Annotated in this window: 15 protein-coding genes; 8 read left to right on the top strand and 7 right to left on the bottom strand. The window is 67.0% G+C overall.

Going from position 1 to position 16695, the window contains the following annotated elements; all coding sequences use genetic code 11:
• Nucleotides 1-32 precede the first annotated feature (32 nt).
• The 3 genes from DVT68_RS08980 to DVT68_RS08990 all read right to left on the bottom strand — a co-directional run bounded on the left by DVT68_RS08980 (nt 33) and on the right by DVT68_RS08990 (nt 4232).
• Nucleotides 33-1187, bottom strand: coding sequence for a glycosyltransferase family 9 protein (locus DVT68_RS08980; RefSeq protein WP_114824736.1), 1155 nt, complete (start codon nt 1185-1187; stop codon nt 33-35).
• A 216-nt stretch (nt 1188-1403) separates the two neighbouring features.
• Nucleotides 1404-3245 (bottom strand): monovalent cation:proton antiporter-2 (CPA2) family protein, encoded by a 1842-nt coding sequence (locus DVT68_RS08985; RefSeq protein WP_114825316.1) that lies wholly within the window; start codon nt 3243-3245, stop codon nt 1404-1406.
• Between the two features lie 99 nt (nt 3246-3344).
• The gene (locus DVT68_RS08990; protein ID WP_114824737.1) at nt 3345-4232 is read right to left on the bottom strand and encodes a LysR substrate-binding domain-containing protein; all 888 of its coding nucleotides are present in this window, start codon (nt 4230-4232) and stop codon (nt 3345-3347) included.
• Between the two features lie 109 nt (nt 4233-4341).
• On the opposite strand from DVT68_RS08990, the gene DVT68_RS08995 reads away from it, so the two are divergent.
• The 3 genes from DVT68_RS08995 to DVT68_RS09005 are packed head-to-tail and all read left to right on the top strand — an operon-like array spanning nt 4342 to nt 5611.
• On the top strand, nt 4342-4671 hold the full coding sequence (locus DVT68_RS08995) for a carboxymuconolactone decarboxylase family protein (RefSeq protein ID WP_233523407.1): 330 nt from the start codon (nt 4342-4344) through the stop codon (nt 4669-4671).
• A complete protein-coding gene (locus DVT68_RS09000; protein WP_114824739.1) occupies nt 4668-5213 on the top strand; it encodes a DUF4865 family protein in 546 nt (181 codons plus the stop codon). Before DVT68_RS08995 ends, DVT68_RS09000 begins: the two co-directional genes overlap by 4 nt.
• A 17-nt stretch (nt 5214-5230) precedes the next feature.
• Nucleotides 5231-5611 (top strand): tautomerase family protein, encoded by a 381-nt coding sequence (locus DVT68_RS09005; RefSeq protein ID WP_114824740.1) that lies wholly within the window; start codon nt 5231-5233, stop codon nt 5609-5611.
• Between the two features lie 192 nt (nt 5612-5803).
• Here DVT68_RS09005 and hemB read toward each other — a convergent pair whose 3' ends face one another.
• Nucleotides 5804-6796, bottom strand: coding sequence for a porphobilinogen synthase (hemB, locus tag DVT68_RS09010; protein ID WP_114824741.1), 993 nt, complete (start codon nt 6794-6796; stop codon nt 5804-5806).
• Nucleotides 6797-6981: 185 nt separating this feature from the next.
• On the opposite strand from hemB, the gene DVT68_RS09015 reads away from it, so the two are divergent.
• Complete coding sequence (locus tag DVT68_RS09015) at nt 6982-8544, top strand: S53 family peptidase (protein WP_114824742.1); 1563 nt, start codon at nt 6982-6984, stop codon at nt 8542-8544.
• A 77-nt stretch (nt 8545-8621) separates the two neighbouring features.
• Here DVT68_RS09015 and DVT68_RS09020 read toward each other — a convergent pair whose 3' ends face one another.
• Nucleotides 8622-9482: a fumarylacetoacetate hydrolase family protein gene (locus DVT68_RS09020; RefSeq protein WP_114824743.1), complete on the bottom strand. Its 861-nt coding sequence runs from the start codon at nt 9480-9482 to the stop codon at nt 8622-8624.
• 312 nt (nt 9483-9794) lie between these two features.
• Here DVT68_RS09020 and DVT68_RS09025 point away from each other — a divergent pair, with 312 nt between their 5' ends.
• Nucleotides 9795-10325 carry a DUF5615 family PIN-like protein gene (locus tag DVT68_RS09025; RefSeq protein ID WP_114824744.1) on the top strand — a complete coding sequence of 177 codons (531 nt, stop codon included), beginning with the start codon at nt 9795-9797 and terminating at the stop codon, nt 10323-10325.
• 20 nt (nt 10326-10345) lie between these two features.
• On the opposite strand, the gene DVT68_RS09030 is transcribed toward DVT68_RS09025, so the two are convergent.
• Nucleotides 10346-10765, bottom strand: coding sequence for a hypothetical protein (locus DVT68_RS09030; protein ID WP_147281690.1), 420 nt, complete (start codon nt 10763-10765; stop codon nt 10346-10348).
• A 184-nt stretch (nt 10766-10949) separates the two neighbouring features.
• On the opposite strand from DVT68_RS09030, the gene DVT68_RS09035 reads away from it, so the two are divergent.
• The 3 genes from DVT68_RS09035 to DVT68_RS09045 all read left to right on the top strand — a co-directional run bounded on the left by DVT68_RS09035 (nt 10950) and on the right by DVT68_RS09045 (nt 14022).
• On the top strand, nt 10950-11759 hold the full coding sequence (locus tag DVT68_RS09035; protein WP_267897416.1) for an SAM-dependent methyltransferase: 810 nt from the start codon (nt 10950-10952) through the stop codon (nt 11757-11759).
• A 119-nt stretch (nt 11760-11878) separates the two neighbouring features.
• Entirely contained in the window at nt 11879-12178 is a 300-nt protein-coding gene (locus DVT68_RS09040) for a hypothetical protein (protein ID WP_114824747.1), read from the top strand.
• 44 nt (nt 12179-12222) lie between these two features.
• Nucleotides 12223-14022, top strand: a complete 1800-nt coding sequence (locus DVT68_RS09045; RefSeq protein ID WP_114824748.1) for a tetratricopeptide repeat-containing diguanylate cyclase — start codon at nt 12223-12225, stop codon at nt 14020-14022.
• A gap of 215 nt (nt 14023-14237) precedes the next feature.
• On the opposite strand, the gene DVT68_RS09050 is transcribed toward DVT68_RS09045, so the two are convergent.
• Nucleotides 14238-15857 (bottom strand): glycosyltransferase family 39 protein, encoded by a 1620-nt coding sequence (locus DVT68_RS09050; protein ID WP_158543475.1) that lies wholly within the window; start codon nt 15855-15857, stop codon nt 14238-14240.
• Nucleotides 15858-16695 lie beyond the last annotated feature (838 nt).

Genomic DNA, 16695 nt, shown 5'->3' on the forward strand with positions numbered 1-16695 from the left:
GGCTCACGCGCGGCGCGTGACCCGGACCGGCGTCACGCCCTGCCGTCGGAACGCCACGGCCCGGCAACACGGGCGGTGCGGGGAGTGCGGGCAAACCATTGCGTCGTCTGCTCCGGCGGCGGCCGCAACGCATGCTCCGGCTGTGGCGGCAGCTGCCGCCAGGCGTTGACCACTGCGTCGAGCGGGATATCGTCCACGCGCCTGATTTCGGGCAGGCCGCCGAGCACGCTCACCGCGCTGCCCGTGGCGCTGCGGGGCGTCCACATCGCCGGCCAGCGATTGCCGAACAGCACCACCAGCGGGCAACCCACCGCGGCGGCCAGATGCGCCGGCCCGGTATCGACCGACACCATGCTGTGCGCCACCTGCATCAGCGCGCGCAGGCGATCCAGCGGCAAGCCACCCTTCGGGGCCACCACCTGCGGATGGGCCGCAGCGGCGCGAATGCCTTCGAGATATCCGGCTTCGGCCGCCGAGCCACACAGCAGCACGCGGGCGTCCGGCATGGCCTCGATGATCGCGCGCGCCAAAGCAGCCCAGCGCTCCACCGGCCACGACTTGTCATCGTCGTCGGCGCGGCGCACGCCGTTCCAACGCATGGTGCGCTTGTTCGCCGCCTGCAGCAGCACCAGCGGACGCCCCGCCATGCCATGCTCGGCCAGCCATTGCCGCACTTCGCGCTGTTCGGTTGGCGTGGGCGCGAGCCGTGGCGAAGCCGGCAGGCCGGAGGCGCCGGGCACGTCATAGAACGCCGCCGGCGTTTCGTCGGCAAAGCGCATCAGCCAGTCGGCCCAGTGTTCGTCCTGCAGCAGCGGCGTGTCTTCGATGAACACACAGTGCTGCGGAGCGATGCCGGCCAGCGCCAGCATCGGGCGCACCTTGGTGCGCGTGCGCACGTCGGGTTCGCAGATGTAGAACGGCGCGCCGCGCAGCGCTCGGAGCGACAGCGCCACGCGCAGGCGTTGCGGGTTGAACCACAGCGCGCCGGACTGGGTCGCGAAGTGCCTCACTTCGTGCACGTCGTCGCAGCCCTCGTACAGCACGCGCGACGTTTCACCCAGCGAGACCAGCCGACACGGCGCGCCATAGCGACGACGCAGCTTGTGCAGCAACGGCTGCAGCAGGATGGTGTCACCCAGTCGGCCGAAACGGATCACGACGGGATGAACGGGCGCACGTTGGCTCATGCACGGACACGAGGGTGTCGGGATCTACCCGATCCCGCGGATGGCCCACCCCCCGGCGGCACGACCCACAGGCGGGCGCCATCATTGAATATCCGTGTCGAAATGAGTTGCGCTTGCGGCGTAAGTTAGCAGCAAGTTTTCTTGCGACGGCATCGCCATCCGCCGCCTGACGCCCGTGCGCTCACCAACGCGGCACGGCGTCCCGCCGGACGGAGCTCAGCGTGTCACATCCTGGTCATCCGGCGTCACATGGGTGGGACGGTCGCGCTCACTTGGCGGCTCGGGCTCCGCATCGGCCTGGTACAGCTGGTCCAGGTCGACCAGCGCTTCGCGGGTGGTCTGCACGATGCGCGCGTCGTCGTCGTACACGAGGTACTGCCGCTTGAGCAGTTCGGCATCGTGGCGACGGAATCGCTCCACCTTGTCGGCCGCCTGCTCGGGCGACATGCCGAGCGCCTCCAGCGTCTGCCGCGTCATCTTGAGGCTGGAGTACAGCGTCTCGCGCACCGGGGCTTCCACGCCCAGGTCCATCAGTCGCCACACGTGCTGGCGATTGCGCGCACGCGCGATGATCTTCACGCCCGGATACAGGCGGCGCACCACGCGCGCCGTGCGCAGGCTCGCCTGTGGATCATCCACCGCCAGCACGACTACCTCGACCTGATCGGCCTGCGCGGCGCGCAGCATTTCGGGGCGCGCCGGATCGCCGTAGAAGATGTTGTCGGTGGCGCCGAAGCGCTGCACCAGGTCGATCTGCTCGACCGAATGATCCAGCGCCACGAACGGAATGCCCTGCGCCCGCAGGACGCGCGACACGATCTGTCCCATACGACCGTAGCCGGCGATGATCACGCGCGGCGAGTCCGCCTTGATGGTGTCGAACTCGCGCGTCTTTTTCGGCTTGGAGCCGAGCTGGCGTCCCATCGCGATCACCAGCAAGGGCGTCAGCGCCATCGACAAGGTGATCGCCAGTACCTGCAGGCCATGCTGCTCGCTGGTGATGAGGCCTTGCTCGCGCGCCAGCTTGAGCACCACGAAGGCGAACTCGCCGCCGCAGGCCAGCAACACGGCGAGGCGCAGTGCGTCCCGTCGGTCGAGCCCGCCAACAATGCGACCCAGCGGCCACAGCAGCGCGCCCTTCACCAACAGCAGGGAAACCACCAACGCCAACACCAGCAGCGGCTGGCGCAGCAGCAGCGACACATCCATCGACATGCCGACGCTGATGAAGAACAGGCCGAGCAGCAGACCCTTGAACGGCTCGATGTGCGATTCGAGGTCGTGCCGGTATTCGGAGTCGGCCAGCAGCACGCCGGCAAGGAACGCGCCCAGCGTGGCGGACACGCCGACCATTTCCATCAACCACGCCGTGCCCATCACCACCAACAGCGCGGTGGCGGTGGATACTTCCACGGCATCAGCGCGCGCCACGAAGCGGAACACCGGGCGCAGCAGATAGCGGCCGCCCACCATCACCGCCACGATCGCGCCCATCGTGCGCAGCACCGCACGCACGTCGAAGCCATGGTGGGCCGAGGCGCTGGCCAGCAGCGGCACTGCTGCGATCAGTGGAATGGCTGCGATGTCCTGGAACAGCAGGATCGCGAACGCCTGACGCCCGTATGGCACGCCGGCTTCCTTGCGTTCGGCGAGGATCTGCAGGCCGAACGCGGTGGACGACAAGGCCAGGGCGCCGCCGATGATGGCGGCCGCGTTGGTGCTGAGGCCCAGCGCGTAATAGGCAATGCTGCCGATCACCAGGCTGGTCGTCAGCACCTGCAGCAGTCCGGTGCCGAAAACCTGGTGGCGCATCACCCACAGGCGTTGCGGCGACACTTCAAGGCCGATCACGAACAGCATCAGCACCACGCCGAATTCGGAGGCCGTGTTGACGCCCTCGACATCCGAAACCAGGCCCAGCTCCTGCGGACCGATCACGATGCCGGCCACCAGGTAGCCCATCACCGAGCCCAGCTTGAAGCGCTTTGTCAGCGGCACCGCGATGACCGTCGCCACCAGGAATACCAGCGCCGTCTCCAGAAAATGGTGGCTATCCACTCGCACGCTCCATTCGGGGATCAAGCATTATTCCATGCGATTGCTGCTGTGACCTGATGGGTTTGCGCCGACGAGTCCGACGCACGTCACATCGACGCATCACGCCGCCAACGGCAGTCCCTGCCACTGCTGTGTCAGCAAGCCGGCAAGTCGCTGCACGGATGGTGACGACTCCGATTCCGCGCGATGCAGGCACAGACCCAGCGTACCCAGCGCGGGCAGCGGTGTTTCATACGGCGCCAGCGCCTGCACGCTCGGCGGCAAACCCAGCGGCGTGCGCAGCGACACGCCCAGCCCGGCCGCCACTGCGGCCCAGGTGCCGGCCAGACTGGCGCTGGTGAATGCGACGCGCCACGGGATGTTGGCGCGATCGAGTGCGGCGGTGGCGGCGCTGCGCATCACGCACGGCGCCTCGAGCATCACCAGCGGCAGCGGCTCGTCTCGCGGTGGCCACGATGCCTGCCCGTCGGCCGCTGCGATCCAGCGCAACGGCACGTCACCCAGGCGTTCGGCATGGGGCGTGATGACGCCGGCATCCCACGCCAGCGCCAGATCGAGGCGACCCGACGAAATGCGCTCGAGCAGCTCCGTATTCCGCGCGATGCGCACTTCCACCCGCACACGCGGATGCGCCCGCGCGAAGCGCCCGAGCACGTCGGTGAGCAGGCTCTCGCCGAAGTCCTCCTGCAGACCCAGGCGCACCCAGCCTTCCAGCTCGGCGCCATGCAGCGCGGTGGCCGCCTCGTCGTTGAGTTCAAGCAGGCGGCGCGCATAGGCCAGCATGGTCTCGCCCGCCTCGGTCAGCACCATGCCGCGCCCGGACTTGCGCAGCACGGGCTTGCCGGCCTGCTCCTCCAGTTTCTTCAGCTGCGCGCTGACCGCCGAGGTGGAACGGCCGAGCCGATCGGCGGCCTTGGCGAAGCTGCCCAGCTCGATGCCGGTGACAAAGGTGCGCAACACATCGAGGTCGAAGTTCACGCGTCGCATGGCTATCGTCCCATTTTTCTGGACTATCGGTTCAAGATTTTCCGATTTTCAGAACAGTACTGTCCGCCCTAGTCTGGCCACCGTCAACTCCCAACCCCGGAGGCCTCCCGTGACCCACCGTTCCGACCAAGGCCAGCGCAGTTTTGGCGATGTCGCTCCCGCACTGGCTGAACTCACCGACCGCGTGCTGTTCGACGGCGTCTGGCAGGACCCTTCCCTGTCGCCGCGGGACCGCAGCCTGGCCACCGTGTCCACCCTCATCGCCCTGGGGCGCACCGAACAGCTGCCGTTTCATTTGCGGCGAGCGATCGACAATGGCCTGACGCATGACGAACTCGCGGCGTTGATCACCCACCTGGCGTTCTACGCCGGCTGGCCCGCGGCGTCCTCCGCCGTCGCGCGGCTGCGCGAAGTGATCAAGGAGGCGCCCAGCCCATGATCGCCATGCAATACAGCTTCACCCTGCCTGCGGATTACGACATGGCCATCGTCAGGCGGCGCATCGCCGACAAGGGTCCCAGCCTCGACCACTTCGACGGCCTGCTGTTGAAGGCTTACCTGCATGCCACCCGGGGCGAGCAGTCCGCCGAGAACCTGTACGCCCCCTTCTACGTGTGGCGCGACAGCGAGGCGATGCAGCGCTTCCTCGGCAGCCCGGGCTTCGCCGCCCTCACCCAGGCCTTCGGCTGGCCATCGATACGCTGCTGGCAGGTGTGGGACGCCTATCTGTCCCCGCAGGCGCGCCAGGCACGCTTCGCCACGCGCGAGATCCGACCCATCGCGCCGTATGCCGCGCTGGATGCACTGCGCGACGAGGCCCGCGAGGCGTTGCACCGCGATACGGAAAGAGGCGCGCTGGCTGCCGTCACGGCATTCGAACCCACGACATGGAGCTGGGTGAGCTTCCGTCTGTTCGACGACATGCCCCCACACCCCAGCGCCGGCCAGCACTACGACGTCGGCCACGTATCCCAACCCTGAGTCCCCGGAGCCCCGCCATGCCCCTCGTTCGCATCTCGCTTCGCCGCGGCAAGTCCACCCAGCACATCGCGGCGATCCGCAACAGCATCTATCGCGCGATGATCGAAAGCTTCAACGTGCCGCACAACGATCGCTTCATCCTCGTGCACCAGCACGATGCGGAAGAGTTCGACTACGACCCGAACTACCTGGACATCGCGCGCAGCGACGACCTGGTGATCATCCAGATCGCCTGCAACAACACGCGCACGGTGGAGCAGAAGCAGGCGTTCTACCGACGCGCGGCGGAGCTGCTCAGCGCGGATCCGGGCCTGCGGCCGCAGGATGTGTTCATCAATTTGCTGGAGACGGCGAAGGAGAACTGGTCGTTTGGGAATGGCATTGCGCAGTACGCCTGACACTCGATGACGTGCCGCTGGCTCCAGCTCCCTCTCCCCTTGTGGGAGAGGGCTGGGGAGAGGGGGCAATCTTGCGACATGGCCACGCCAAAGCACGCTTGTTGAAACCTTGGGGCGAGCACCCGCCCCTCACCACCGTAAAGGTGGCAATGCCCTGCCCTCTCCCCAAAAGGGGAGAGGGTTCAAGCATTACTACTCCCCGCGCAACCACCGCGCCGCATCAATCGCGAAATACGTAAGAATCGCATCCGCCCCCGCGCGCTTGAACGCCGTAAGCGACTCCAGCACCACCGCCTTCTCATCCAGCCAGCCATTCAGCGCAGCGGCCTTCAACATCGCGTACTCGCCGCTCACCTGATACACGAAGGTCGGCACGCCGAACGTGTCCTTCGCGCGGCGCAGCACGTCCAGGTACGGCATGCCAGGCTTCACCATCACCGCGTCGGCGCCTTCCTGGATATCCAGCTCGATCTCGCGCAGCGCTTCGTCGCTGTTGCCCACGTCCATCTGGTAGGTGTGCTTGTTGCCCTTGCCGAGGTTGCCAGCCGAACCCACCGCATCGCGGAACGGGCCGTAGAACGCCGAGGCGTACTTGGCCGAATAGGCCAGGATGCGAGTGTGGATGTAGCCGGCCTCTTCCAGCGCATCGCGGATGGCGCCGATGCGGCCGTCCATCATGTCCGACGGCGCCACGAAATCCATGCCGGCCGCGGCCTGCGCGAGCGACATCTTGATCAGCGCTTCGATGGTCGGCTCGTTCATGACGTAGCCGTGCTCGTCGATCAGGCCGTCCTGGCCGTGCGTGGTGTACGGGTCCAGCGCCACGTCGCCGATCAGGCCCAGGTCCGGATACGCCTTCTTGAGCGCACGCGTGGCGCGCTGCATGAGGCCATCCGGGTTCCATGCCTCGCGCGCATCCTCGGTCTTGACGGTCGAACCCGGCGAGGGGAACAGCGCCAGCGCGGGAATGCCCAGTCGCACGCACTCGCCGGCGAGCTTGAGCAGTTGGTCGATGGACAGGCGCTCCACGCCGGGCATCGACGGCACCGGCTCGCGCTGGCCTTCGCCCTCGATCACGAAGGCGACCATGATCAGGTCGGTCGGCAGCAGGGTGTGCTCGCGCATCAGGGCGCGGGAGAAGGCATCACGGCGCATGCGGCGCATGCGGACGGAGGGGTAGCTCATGGGCAGGTTCTCGTGCGGCACATCCCGCCATTTTAGCGCCTCGGCCTCGCCGTGGCCGGCGGGACGCTTTGACGCGGTTCCTGAGACGATCCGCCCGCACCATGCATGAACGGCCGCATCGTCAAACACTCAACTGACACGTTCGCCGGTGCAGTCTCTCCCACCGTCCCCCAAGGAGTCCGACCATGAGCACTGCCCAAGCCCACCACAAGCACTGGCCGCTGGCTGCCGAGGCCCACTACCTTGGGCCGCATCAGGGCAGCGAGCCGATGGACATCACCGTGGTGCTGCGCCGTCGCGGCGACCATCCGGCGCCGACCGCTTGGCCACACCGCGCCACCGCGAAGCGCGAGGACTTCGGTACGCACTGGGGCGCGGACCCGGCCGATGCGGAAACCGTGCGCAGCTTCGCCAAGGCCCACGGCCTGACCGAAACCGGTTACGAGCAGCACCGCCGCGTACTGCACCTGCGCGGCACGCCGGAGGCGCTGCAGAAGGCTTTCGGGGTGGAACTGGGGCGCTATCAGTTCGACGACGGCAGCCCGGAGATGATTGGCTGCAAGCTGCCGCCCAGCCTGCCCTCCGCGCTGTCGAATTCGGTGATCGCGGTGCTCGGCCTGGACAAGCGGCCGGTGGCGCGGCCGCACTTCCGGCGGCCCGCCGCGCAGGTCACGACGACCTACACGCCAGTGCAGCTCGGACAGATCTATGAGTTCCCCACCACCGCCGACGGCACGGGGCAGACCGTGGCGGTGATCGAACTCGGCGGCGGCTTCACCCAGGCCGATTTCACCCAGTACGTCCAGGGCCTCGGCATTGCCAAGGCGCCCACGGTGAACGTGGTTTCGGTGGCGGGCGGCGCCAGCCAGCCCGGCGGCGACGCCGACGGTGAGGTGATGCTCGACGTGGAAGTGATCGGCGCGCTGGCGCCCGGCGCCACCATCGCGTTGTACTTCGCACCCAACACCGATCAGGGTTTCTACGAAGCCATCTCGCAAGCGGCGCACGACGCCACCAACCATCCGTCGGTCATCTCGATCAGCTGGGGTGGCCCGGAAGACAGCTGGAGCGCCTCCTCGCTGGCCGCCATGCAGACCGCGCTACAGGACGCCCTCGCGCTCGGCGTGACGGTCACCGTCGCCAGCGGCGACGACGGCTTCACCGATGGCGAAAGCGACGGTCAGCCGCACACGGACTTTCCCGCATCGAGCCCCTACTCGCTCGCCTGCGGCGGCACCAAGCTGGTGGCCAGCGGCGGCACGATCCAGAGCGAGACCGTGTGGAACGAACTGGCCAGCAACGAGGGCGCCACCGGCGGCGGCGTCAGCGCGAGCTTCGCGCTGCCCACGTGGCAGCAGTCCGCCAAGGTGCCCGTGGGCGCGAACGGCTTTGTCGGCCGCGGCACGCCCGACGTGGCCGGCGACGCCGACCCCACCACCGGCTATCAGGTGCGCGTGGACGGCCAGGACCAGGTGATCGGCGGAACCAGCGCAGTGGCGCCGCTATGGGCGGCGCTGATCGCGCGCTTCAACCAGGTGCAGGGCCAGTCGCTGGGTGATCCGCACGCAGCCTTCTACACCATCGGCAGCAGCGCCTTCCACGACATCACCTCGGGCAACAACGGCAAGTTCAAGGCGGCCAAGGGCTGGGACCCGTGCACGGGGCTGGGCACGCCCAAGGGGCAGACGTTGCTGGCCGCGCTGCAGGCGATGAAGACGACGACGGGGACGACCACCGCCTCCTCCTGAAAACTGAAGCTTCGCCGGTGGGCGACGCGCGGCATGTGCTGGACTCGGCATGCCGCGATCGCGCACAGTGCGCCCTGTTACATGGGTTCGTCCACCACCGGGTTGCGCAACGTGCCGATGCGCTCGATCGCCACCTCGCACACGTCGCCGGCCTTCATGTAGACCGGCGGCTTGCGTGCATAACCCACGCCCGATGGCGTGCCCATCACCAGCACGTCGCCCGCATCCAGCGTGATCGCCTCGCTGAGCAGGGCGATGGTCTGCGCCACGCCGAAGATCATGTCGCTGGTGGAAGCGCGCTGCATCACCTCGCCATTGAGGCGCGTTTCCAGCATCAGCCCGACGCCGCCCGGCGGCAGCTCGTCGGCGCTGACCACCCACGGGCCGAACGCGCCGGTGCCGTCGAAGTTCTTGCCCACCGTCCATTGCGGTGTGCGCATCTGGTAATCGCGGATCGAGCCGTCGTTGAAGATGGTGTAGCCAAACACGTGCGACAGCGCCGCCGCCTCGTCGATATGGCGACCGCCGCGCCCGAGGATCACCGCCATCTCGCCCTCGTAATCGAAGTCCGTGGACACACGCGGCCGCACCAGCGGTTGGCCATGACCGATCAGGCTGGTGGCGAAGCGCGCGAACAGCGTCGGGTAGCTCGGCGGTTTGAAATCGAACTCGTGCGCGTGGTCGCGGTAGTTGAGGCCCAGGCAGATGATCTTGCCGGGACTGGCGCAAGGCGGAAGGAAGCTCACCGTCGTGGCGTCGACGGCGACGCCCGATTGCAGGGCCTCGATGGCCGCCACTCGCTGCTGCCCGGAAAGCGCGGCAATCGCGCCGACATCACCGGGGAAGCCAGGCTCACCCTCGTACCGCGCGCGCCAGCCTGCCTCTGTCTCCACGGCCACGCCGATGCGGCCGGCCTGCTCAAAGCGCATCAATCGCATGTCGATGCCCCGGTGGGAGTAAGACGAGCACTTTAGAACGGTTCGGCCGCCCTCGCGAATGCCGTCCACGTGCCGCGCGACCACCATCCGCAGCGTACACACCGCCACCGACGGGGCGCCGGCAATTCGGCCATGGGCCAAAGGCACTATTGCCCCGTTGACGTGGCTCACGTTAGAAAGCGGCTGGCGCGCGCTGTCGCGCCGTTTTGCATGGAGGGGCTGTCCCAACGGCTCACGCAACGGTCCTGTCGACCGTGGATGGCGTGGCGCGCGGCCAGCCCGAAGTCCCCGAATGGAATCGAGGTGCCTTTAATGTGGCGAAATCCCGAAGAACTACCCTCCGTGCCGGCAATTGGCACGCACGAGGATCCTGCACGCCCGGTACGCGACGGCGCGCGCTTCTATGCCGACGAGGCGTTTCCGCTGCCGGCCGTCGAGCTGTTGCATTCGGTGGGAGCATGCGTGGAGACCGCGGCCGAGGCCCGGCTGTTGGGCCGCGACGCCGAGGCGCATGCGGCGCACGCACTGGCGCGCAACCTGGCGTTGTTCACCTGCGACCGCCGCTTCCTCGACGAGTCACGCTTCCCGCTGCAGCGCAGCCCGGCGATCTTCGTGTTCGAGTTCGGCGACGGCTCACCGCGCGACATCCGCCGCGCCTTCCGCTGCCTGGCCCCGGTGATCGCCTCGGCGCAATTCGGCGCCCGTCGCTGCAAGGTCGACGCGCATGGCGACGCCTGGATCGAGCACTTCCGCCACGGCGACGGCAGCCACACGCGCACCTGCCGCCGGCTGTGGCGCGGCAGGCTGCAGCAATGGGTGGAACCCACCGCCCTGGCCGGCTGATGCGCAGGCCGGCGGATGGACTAAGGGCACATCCCCGGCCAGGCAAGGCTGCCGTTGGATTGGCAGTCGGCCCTGGCTGTGCCGGGTTCGGGCACGGCGAGGTTGGGTCGCAACGGTGGATAGGACGGCGGCGGCGTCGGCTGATACGTGCCGGACCTTTCCGCCGCCCGCACCACCGCCGCCTTCGCCAACAGCCCTAGCGTTTCGGTTGACGCCTTGGCCAGCGCCGAGGGACCGGTCGGCAAGGTAGGCAGGCTGTCCGGCGCGGTCGCCCGTACCTGCCCCGTCGTCTCCCGCGCATGCACCGCGTCCGTCAGTGGGGTCTGGTACGACCCGCCCGCAGCCGCCGGCGATTGCGCCCAGGCGGTCTGGCCCATCAGGCCGGCCATGAGGGCGAGCCCGCAAAGCGGAGATGACAGTTTCAGGTGTCGCCATTCCATGTGTGCCCGTCCCTTGGTCCGTGGGCGAGAGGTCCAGCCCCGCGCCCCGATCATAAGCATCGCGGCTGCCCGGCGCCCCTCCGGCGCGGAGCACGCGGTAGCGGCGACAATGAAGCAACCCTTATGCTCCGGCCGCACGGAGGCGTGGCGCCCATGCCTTCCTCGACCACGGAGGTCCAGATCAGTGAGCACGCCCCCTTCGACCGGCAGCCTCGCCTGCGTCGGCATCGGCATCATGCTGGGCTCGCACATCACGCCGCTGGCGCGCAGCCATATCGAGAACGCGGACGTGGTGTTCGCCGCCGTCTCCGACGGCATCGTGGAGCTGTGGCTCAAGGAGATGCACGCGGACGTGCGCAGCCTCCAGCCGTTCTACGCCGAGGGCAAGCGGCGAACGCAGACCTATCGCGAGATGGTGGAGGCGATACTCGCCGAGGTGCGCGCCGGCAAGCGCGTGTGCGCCGTGTTCTACGGCCATCCCGGCGTGTTCGCCTGGGCGCCCCATCGAGCCATCAAGGTGGCGCGTGAGGAAGGCTATACGGCCTACATGGAACCGGGCATTTCCTCCGAGGATTGCCTGTATGCCGACCTCGGCATCGATCCGGGCAGCGTGGGCTGCCAGCATTTCGATACTACCCAGTACATGCTTTACCGCCGGCAGATCGACCCGAGCGCGTGGCTGATCCTGTGGCAGGTCGGCCTCGCCGGCGAGCGCACGGGACACCGCTTCGCCACCAGTCCCGCCCATCGCCAGGTGCTGGTGGACGTGCTGAGCCGCCACTACCCGCTGGACCACGAGGTCATTGTTTATCGGGCCGCCACGCTGCCCATGCAGGCCCCGCGGATGGAGCGCATGCCGCTGGGCCGGCTGCCCGGGGCCGATCTCGATAGCGCCGACACGCTGGCGGTGCCTCCGGTGCAGGCGTTAGTGGCCGATGCCGAGGTGCAAGCCAAGTTGGTCGCGCTGGACGCCTACCAAGCCGCCATCGCATAGACATTTGCCGCTGCAAACAAGGTTATGATCGCCTCCTCCCAGTACTCCCCGGGGAGAGGGGAATGGCAGGTCAGGGGGGATGTCGTCTTTCTCGCAAGACCATCAGGGGACAACTAGCCATGTCGAGCGTCATCGAGTTTCTGGAACGCATGGGTGCGGACGCGCGACTGCGTCACGCCTCGCAGGAAGATATTGCGCAGGCTCTGGAGGAGTCACAGGTCGACGCTTCTCTGGGCGCAGCCATCATTGCCCGCAGCGCTGACGAGCTTTACGCACTGCTGGACGTGGGCCCCATGTTCAAGACCATCGAAAACCCCGGGCGCGAAGACGAGGAAGAGCCTGCGGAGCCCGAGGAAGAAGAGCCCAGCGGACTCGCCGCTCCGGTGGTCCGTCGTAGCGCGTCCCTCGCGACCAATTGAGCTGCGCCGTGATCCGGCTTGGCACAACGAGTCGGAAGTTACTGGTGAGCTTGATCGCTCTCGCGGGCATCTGTGCGGGCATGGCCACATGGGCCATGCCCGCCTCCGAATCCTCGGCGCAGCTGCTGGAGCGCGCCGCGAGCATCAAGACCACCGATCACGACGAGTTCCTGCGCATACTCGCGCAACTCCACGAAATGCAAGACATCCTGCCAGCCGACCAACTATGGTCGCTGCGCTTTCTCGACGCGTGGCAGGCTGCTTTTGAAGGCAATGATTCGCGGGCTGTGACCGCACTGCGCGTGATTGCCGAACAGGCCAGCAGCCCCGCGGTGCGCCTGCGCTCGCTGGCACTGATGGTCAACATCTTCGGCTTCAGCCACCGCTACGAAGAGGCCTTCATCCAGCTCAACCGCCTGACCGAACTGCTGCCGCAAGTCTCGGACAAGGGTGCTCGTTATGCCGCCTTGGGCGAAGCGGCGCAGCTACTGATCTTCTCGCATCATTACAAGCAGGCGCTGGAGTACGCCGATCAGATGCTGCAGAACTTACCCACGGGCAAGAACGGCTGCCACGCGGCAAAGTACCGGCTTCAGGCGCTCGTCTACAGCGGTGATGCGCAGCTGACGACCGGCCAGTTTCAGCAAGCCATCGATCTCTGCACGCAGGACAATGATTGGATTTACGCCGCTGCCGTACGCAACGAAATGGCGGCATTTCTACTCCAACAGGGTCGCGCCACCGAAGCCATCCGCGTGATGGAGGAACACTACGACGAGGTGCGCAACTACCAGTACAGCGCCCAGACGCAGTACACAGAGCTGCTATTGGCGGAAGGCTATTTCAGCCTGAACGACCTGGCCAAGGCTCGCAAGTTTGCTCTGGCCAGTATCGACAGCAATGTCGAGAACACGTACAGCGAACCGTTGAGCAAGGCCTATGAATTGCTTTACCGGATCGAGAACAAACTCGGCCACAAGGCCGAAGCGCTGACCTACCACGAAAAGTATATGGCGGCGGACAAGGGCTATCTCAGCGACGCCACCGCCGGCGCACTCGCCTACGAAACCATCAAGCAGCAGGTGCAGGCGCAGAAGAATCAGGTCGACGTGCTCAACCGCGAGAACCAGATCCTGCAGCTGCAGCGACAACTGGACAGCACTGCGGTAAAAACCGGTCGGCTCTATATCGCCTTGCTGCTGACCGTACTGGTGTCCGCAGTACTCTGGTTGTTTCGCGTCAAGCGCTCGCAGCTACGCTTCAAGCGCCTCGCCACGCAGGACAGTCTCACCAACATCTGCAGTCGCCAACACTTCGTCGACGAGACCGAGCTGGTGCTGCGGCAAGCTGGCAAGGTGTCGCGCAGCGCCTGCCTGATCCTGCTGGATCTGGATCATTTCAAGCAGGTCAACGACACCCACGGCCACGTCATGGGCGACCTGGTGCTCAAGCGCGCGGTGGCGGCCTGCCAGCACCATCTGCGTAGCTCGGACCTGTTCGGCCGGCTTGGTGGCGAGGAATTCGCGATCATGATGCCCGACTGCTCAGCTACCACTGCGGTCGAGCGCGCCGAGCGCATCCGCGAGGCGATCGCCGCCACGCCGCTGTGGGGCGAGACGCGGCATGTGGTGATCACCGCCAGCTTCGGCGTGGCCTGCACCGACGCCAGCGGCTTCGAGCTGCGCCAGTTGATGATCGACGCCGACAACGCGCTGTACCGCGCCAAGCGCGGCGGTCGCAATTGCGTCGTCTATGGTGACGAGCCCGACGCGACGAAATCAGCCGCGACGTCGGCGCATGCATCGACGGATGAGGCCACGGCCACGACGGGCGCGCATTCGTAACCGTCGTCAGTTTAGAAAGACTCAAATGGTTCGTCATTCCCGCGCCTCCAAGAGGGGCCCGGAGCAGGCATCCAGTGTCTTTCAACTTCGAAGCTAAAGTCGCTGGGTCCCTGCCTTCGCAGGGACGACGGGCGGTGGGGCTTTCCGCCAGTTTCGGCGCTCTTTTGCTCGTCATTCCTGCGGAAGCGGGAATGACGGGCTGGAAGCCCTTTGCCTCAATCCCCCGGCGCCGGCGGAGGCGAACGCTCCAGCGCGCCAGGATTGGCCAGCACCGCCTGCGAGGTCATCAGGCCAGCCCAGCCATTGGCGAGCCGGACCGTGGGTGACGCGCCGGCGGGCGCCGTACCGCGGCCCGAATACACCAGCAGCACGCCATCGGGATGCTGCCGCGCCCACTCCACCTGATCGACTCCGGCCGCCGGCAGCGGCGATGGCAAACGCGCCAGGAAGGTCACCAGACCGGGTTCGTTGTCGGTGCGCGCCATCACCACGCCCTGCTTGTGCAGTTCGGCGACGCGCTGCGCCACGTCGGACATGTCCAGCGAACCCACCACTTCCAGGCGCACCAGCGGCACCATCGCCATGGTCAGCAACAAGGCGCTGAGCGCGGCGCAGCGCTCCACCTTCATCCGTCGCCCCAGCCACAGGCTGGCGGCCGACAACAGCAGCAGACCGCCACTGAGCGCATACAGGCCATGCGCGGTCTCCGGCGACATGCTGCCGCGTCCCAGCGGCACGCTGCCGAAGATCGACCACAGCAGCACGCCGGCGATCACCGCCAGCAGGATCCACAGGCGACGGGCCGAGAGCAGTTCGGGGTCCTGCCGCAGCCATGCGGTGAGCAGGATGGCCACACCCGGCAGCAGCGGCAGCAGATAGTGCAGCTGCTTGCCGCTGACCAGGCAAAACGCCAGCAGCGCCGGCACCGAGGCCGACAGGCCAAAACGCACCGCCTGCGAATGACGCCACGACGACGCGGCGGCGCCCACGCGCCGCCAGCGCAGCAGCAGGCTCCACGGCAATAGCAGCACCGGCACCCACGGCAGGTACCACCACACCGGACGGTTGTGCGCGAAGCTCTTCACCACGCGCCCGGCGGTCTGGCGCAGCAGCAGCTCGTGCGCGTCGGCATCGCTCAGGTGATGGACCGCGCCCCAGGCCCACAGCAGCACCGGCAAGCCACCAAGCACGGCGGCCAGCATCATCGCCAGCACCTCACGCCAGGAAATGCGTCGCTGACCACCGGCGGACCACCACGGCGCCGCCAGGATCGGCGCGGCCAGATGCAGCAGCGCCACCGGCCCCTTGGCGAAGATGCCCATCATCCCGGCAAAAGCCAGCAGCGCCAGCGCGCTGCGACGGCCGCTCTGCACGTAGCTGACGATCGCCACGAAGCCCAGCACCACGAACAGGCACAGCGTGATATCGAACATCACCACACCGGAGAACAGCACCAGGAACAGGAAGCCCAACAGCAGCCAGCTCGCGCGCGGGCCATCGCCGGGGGCCAGCATCCGGTCCAGCCGCCCGCACAGCGCGATGCAGCCGGCGCTGCACAACAGCACCATCAGGCGGGCCGACCACAGCGACACGCCGAACACGCTCCAGCTGGCGTTGATCAGCCAGAAAAGCAGCGGCGGCTTGTCGAAATACGGCGCGCCATTGAGATGCAGGGTGATCCAGTTGCCGGACAGGCGCATTTCCCAGGCCACGCTGAGGTAGCGCGTCTCGTCGATGGGCACGGCGGGAAGGATCGCCAGCAACGGCAGCAGCAACAGGATCCACAGGGCGGGAGGGATCCGCTGCCAGGGGCGGCGATCGAAAACTTGGGACATGGTGGAATCTTGCGAGGAATGGCTGTCGCGCATCTTAATTTCTTCCGGCGCTGGCGTTGAGTGCCGGCGGCGTCGCGGGGTGGGGGCTTGGGGAGGTTTCCCCGTATGTCGTTATTCGGGCGAAGGTCTTCCCTACTCGTCATCCCAGTGAAGGCTGGACGGAGCGCGAAGCGCGGAGAACGCCGGCAGGAGGCTACCCGTCTCCATCTGCGCCCCCTCGACGTCATCCCAGCGAAGGCTGGGATCCAGTGACTTGGCTCTTCGCTTTTGATTTGAGGTGAACGCACCTGGGCTCGCCTGCGGCGGGCTTCCGCCCTCCTGCCGGAGGCCGGGTCACTTTCTCTTGCTTGCCCAAGAGAAAGTAACCAAAGAGAACGGCACCCCACTCGGCGCTGGCCGGGCCTTAGCCCGACCAGTCCGTGAGGGGCGGCCGGGCTTTTCGACCGGGCTCCTGCCCGGGCGAAAAGTGCCTGGCGTCCATGCCAGGCACCCCTGCGGGGCCTTTTCGTCCACCCCTCACCGCCTCACAGGGGTATAGGTGACGGCTCGTGCCGCTGCGCGGCACATCGCTTCGCCAAACCCCATAGATCTGTGTAGGAGCTCACCCTGTCCGCGATCGCAGAGCTGACCGCCAAAGGCGTTCGCGCACAGGGTGCACTCCTACAGGGACGAGTCCGCTCTTGGCTCTTGGCTCTTGGCTCTTGGCTCTTGGCTCTTGGCTCTTGGTTCTTGGTTCTTGGTTCTTGGTTCTTGGCTCTTGGCTTTCGCTCCGGCTTTTGACTTCCCCTCCCCTATGGCGCGGCGGGCGGGTGGAGGAATAGCCCGAAGGGTGGCCGGC

Origin of the sequence: Dyella solisilvae (assembly GCF_003351225.1) — a bacterium.
In the GTDB taxonomy this organism is placed as follows: domain Bacteria; phylum Pseudomonadota; class Gammaproteobacteria; order Xanthomonadales; family Rhodanobacteraceae; genus Dyella; species Dyella solisilvae.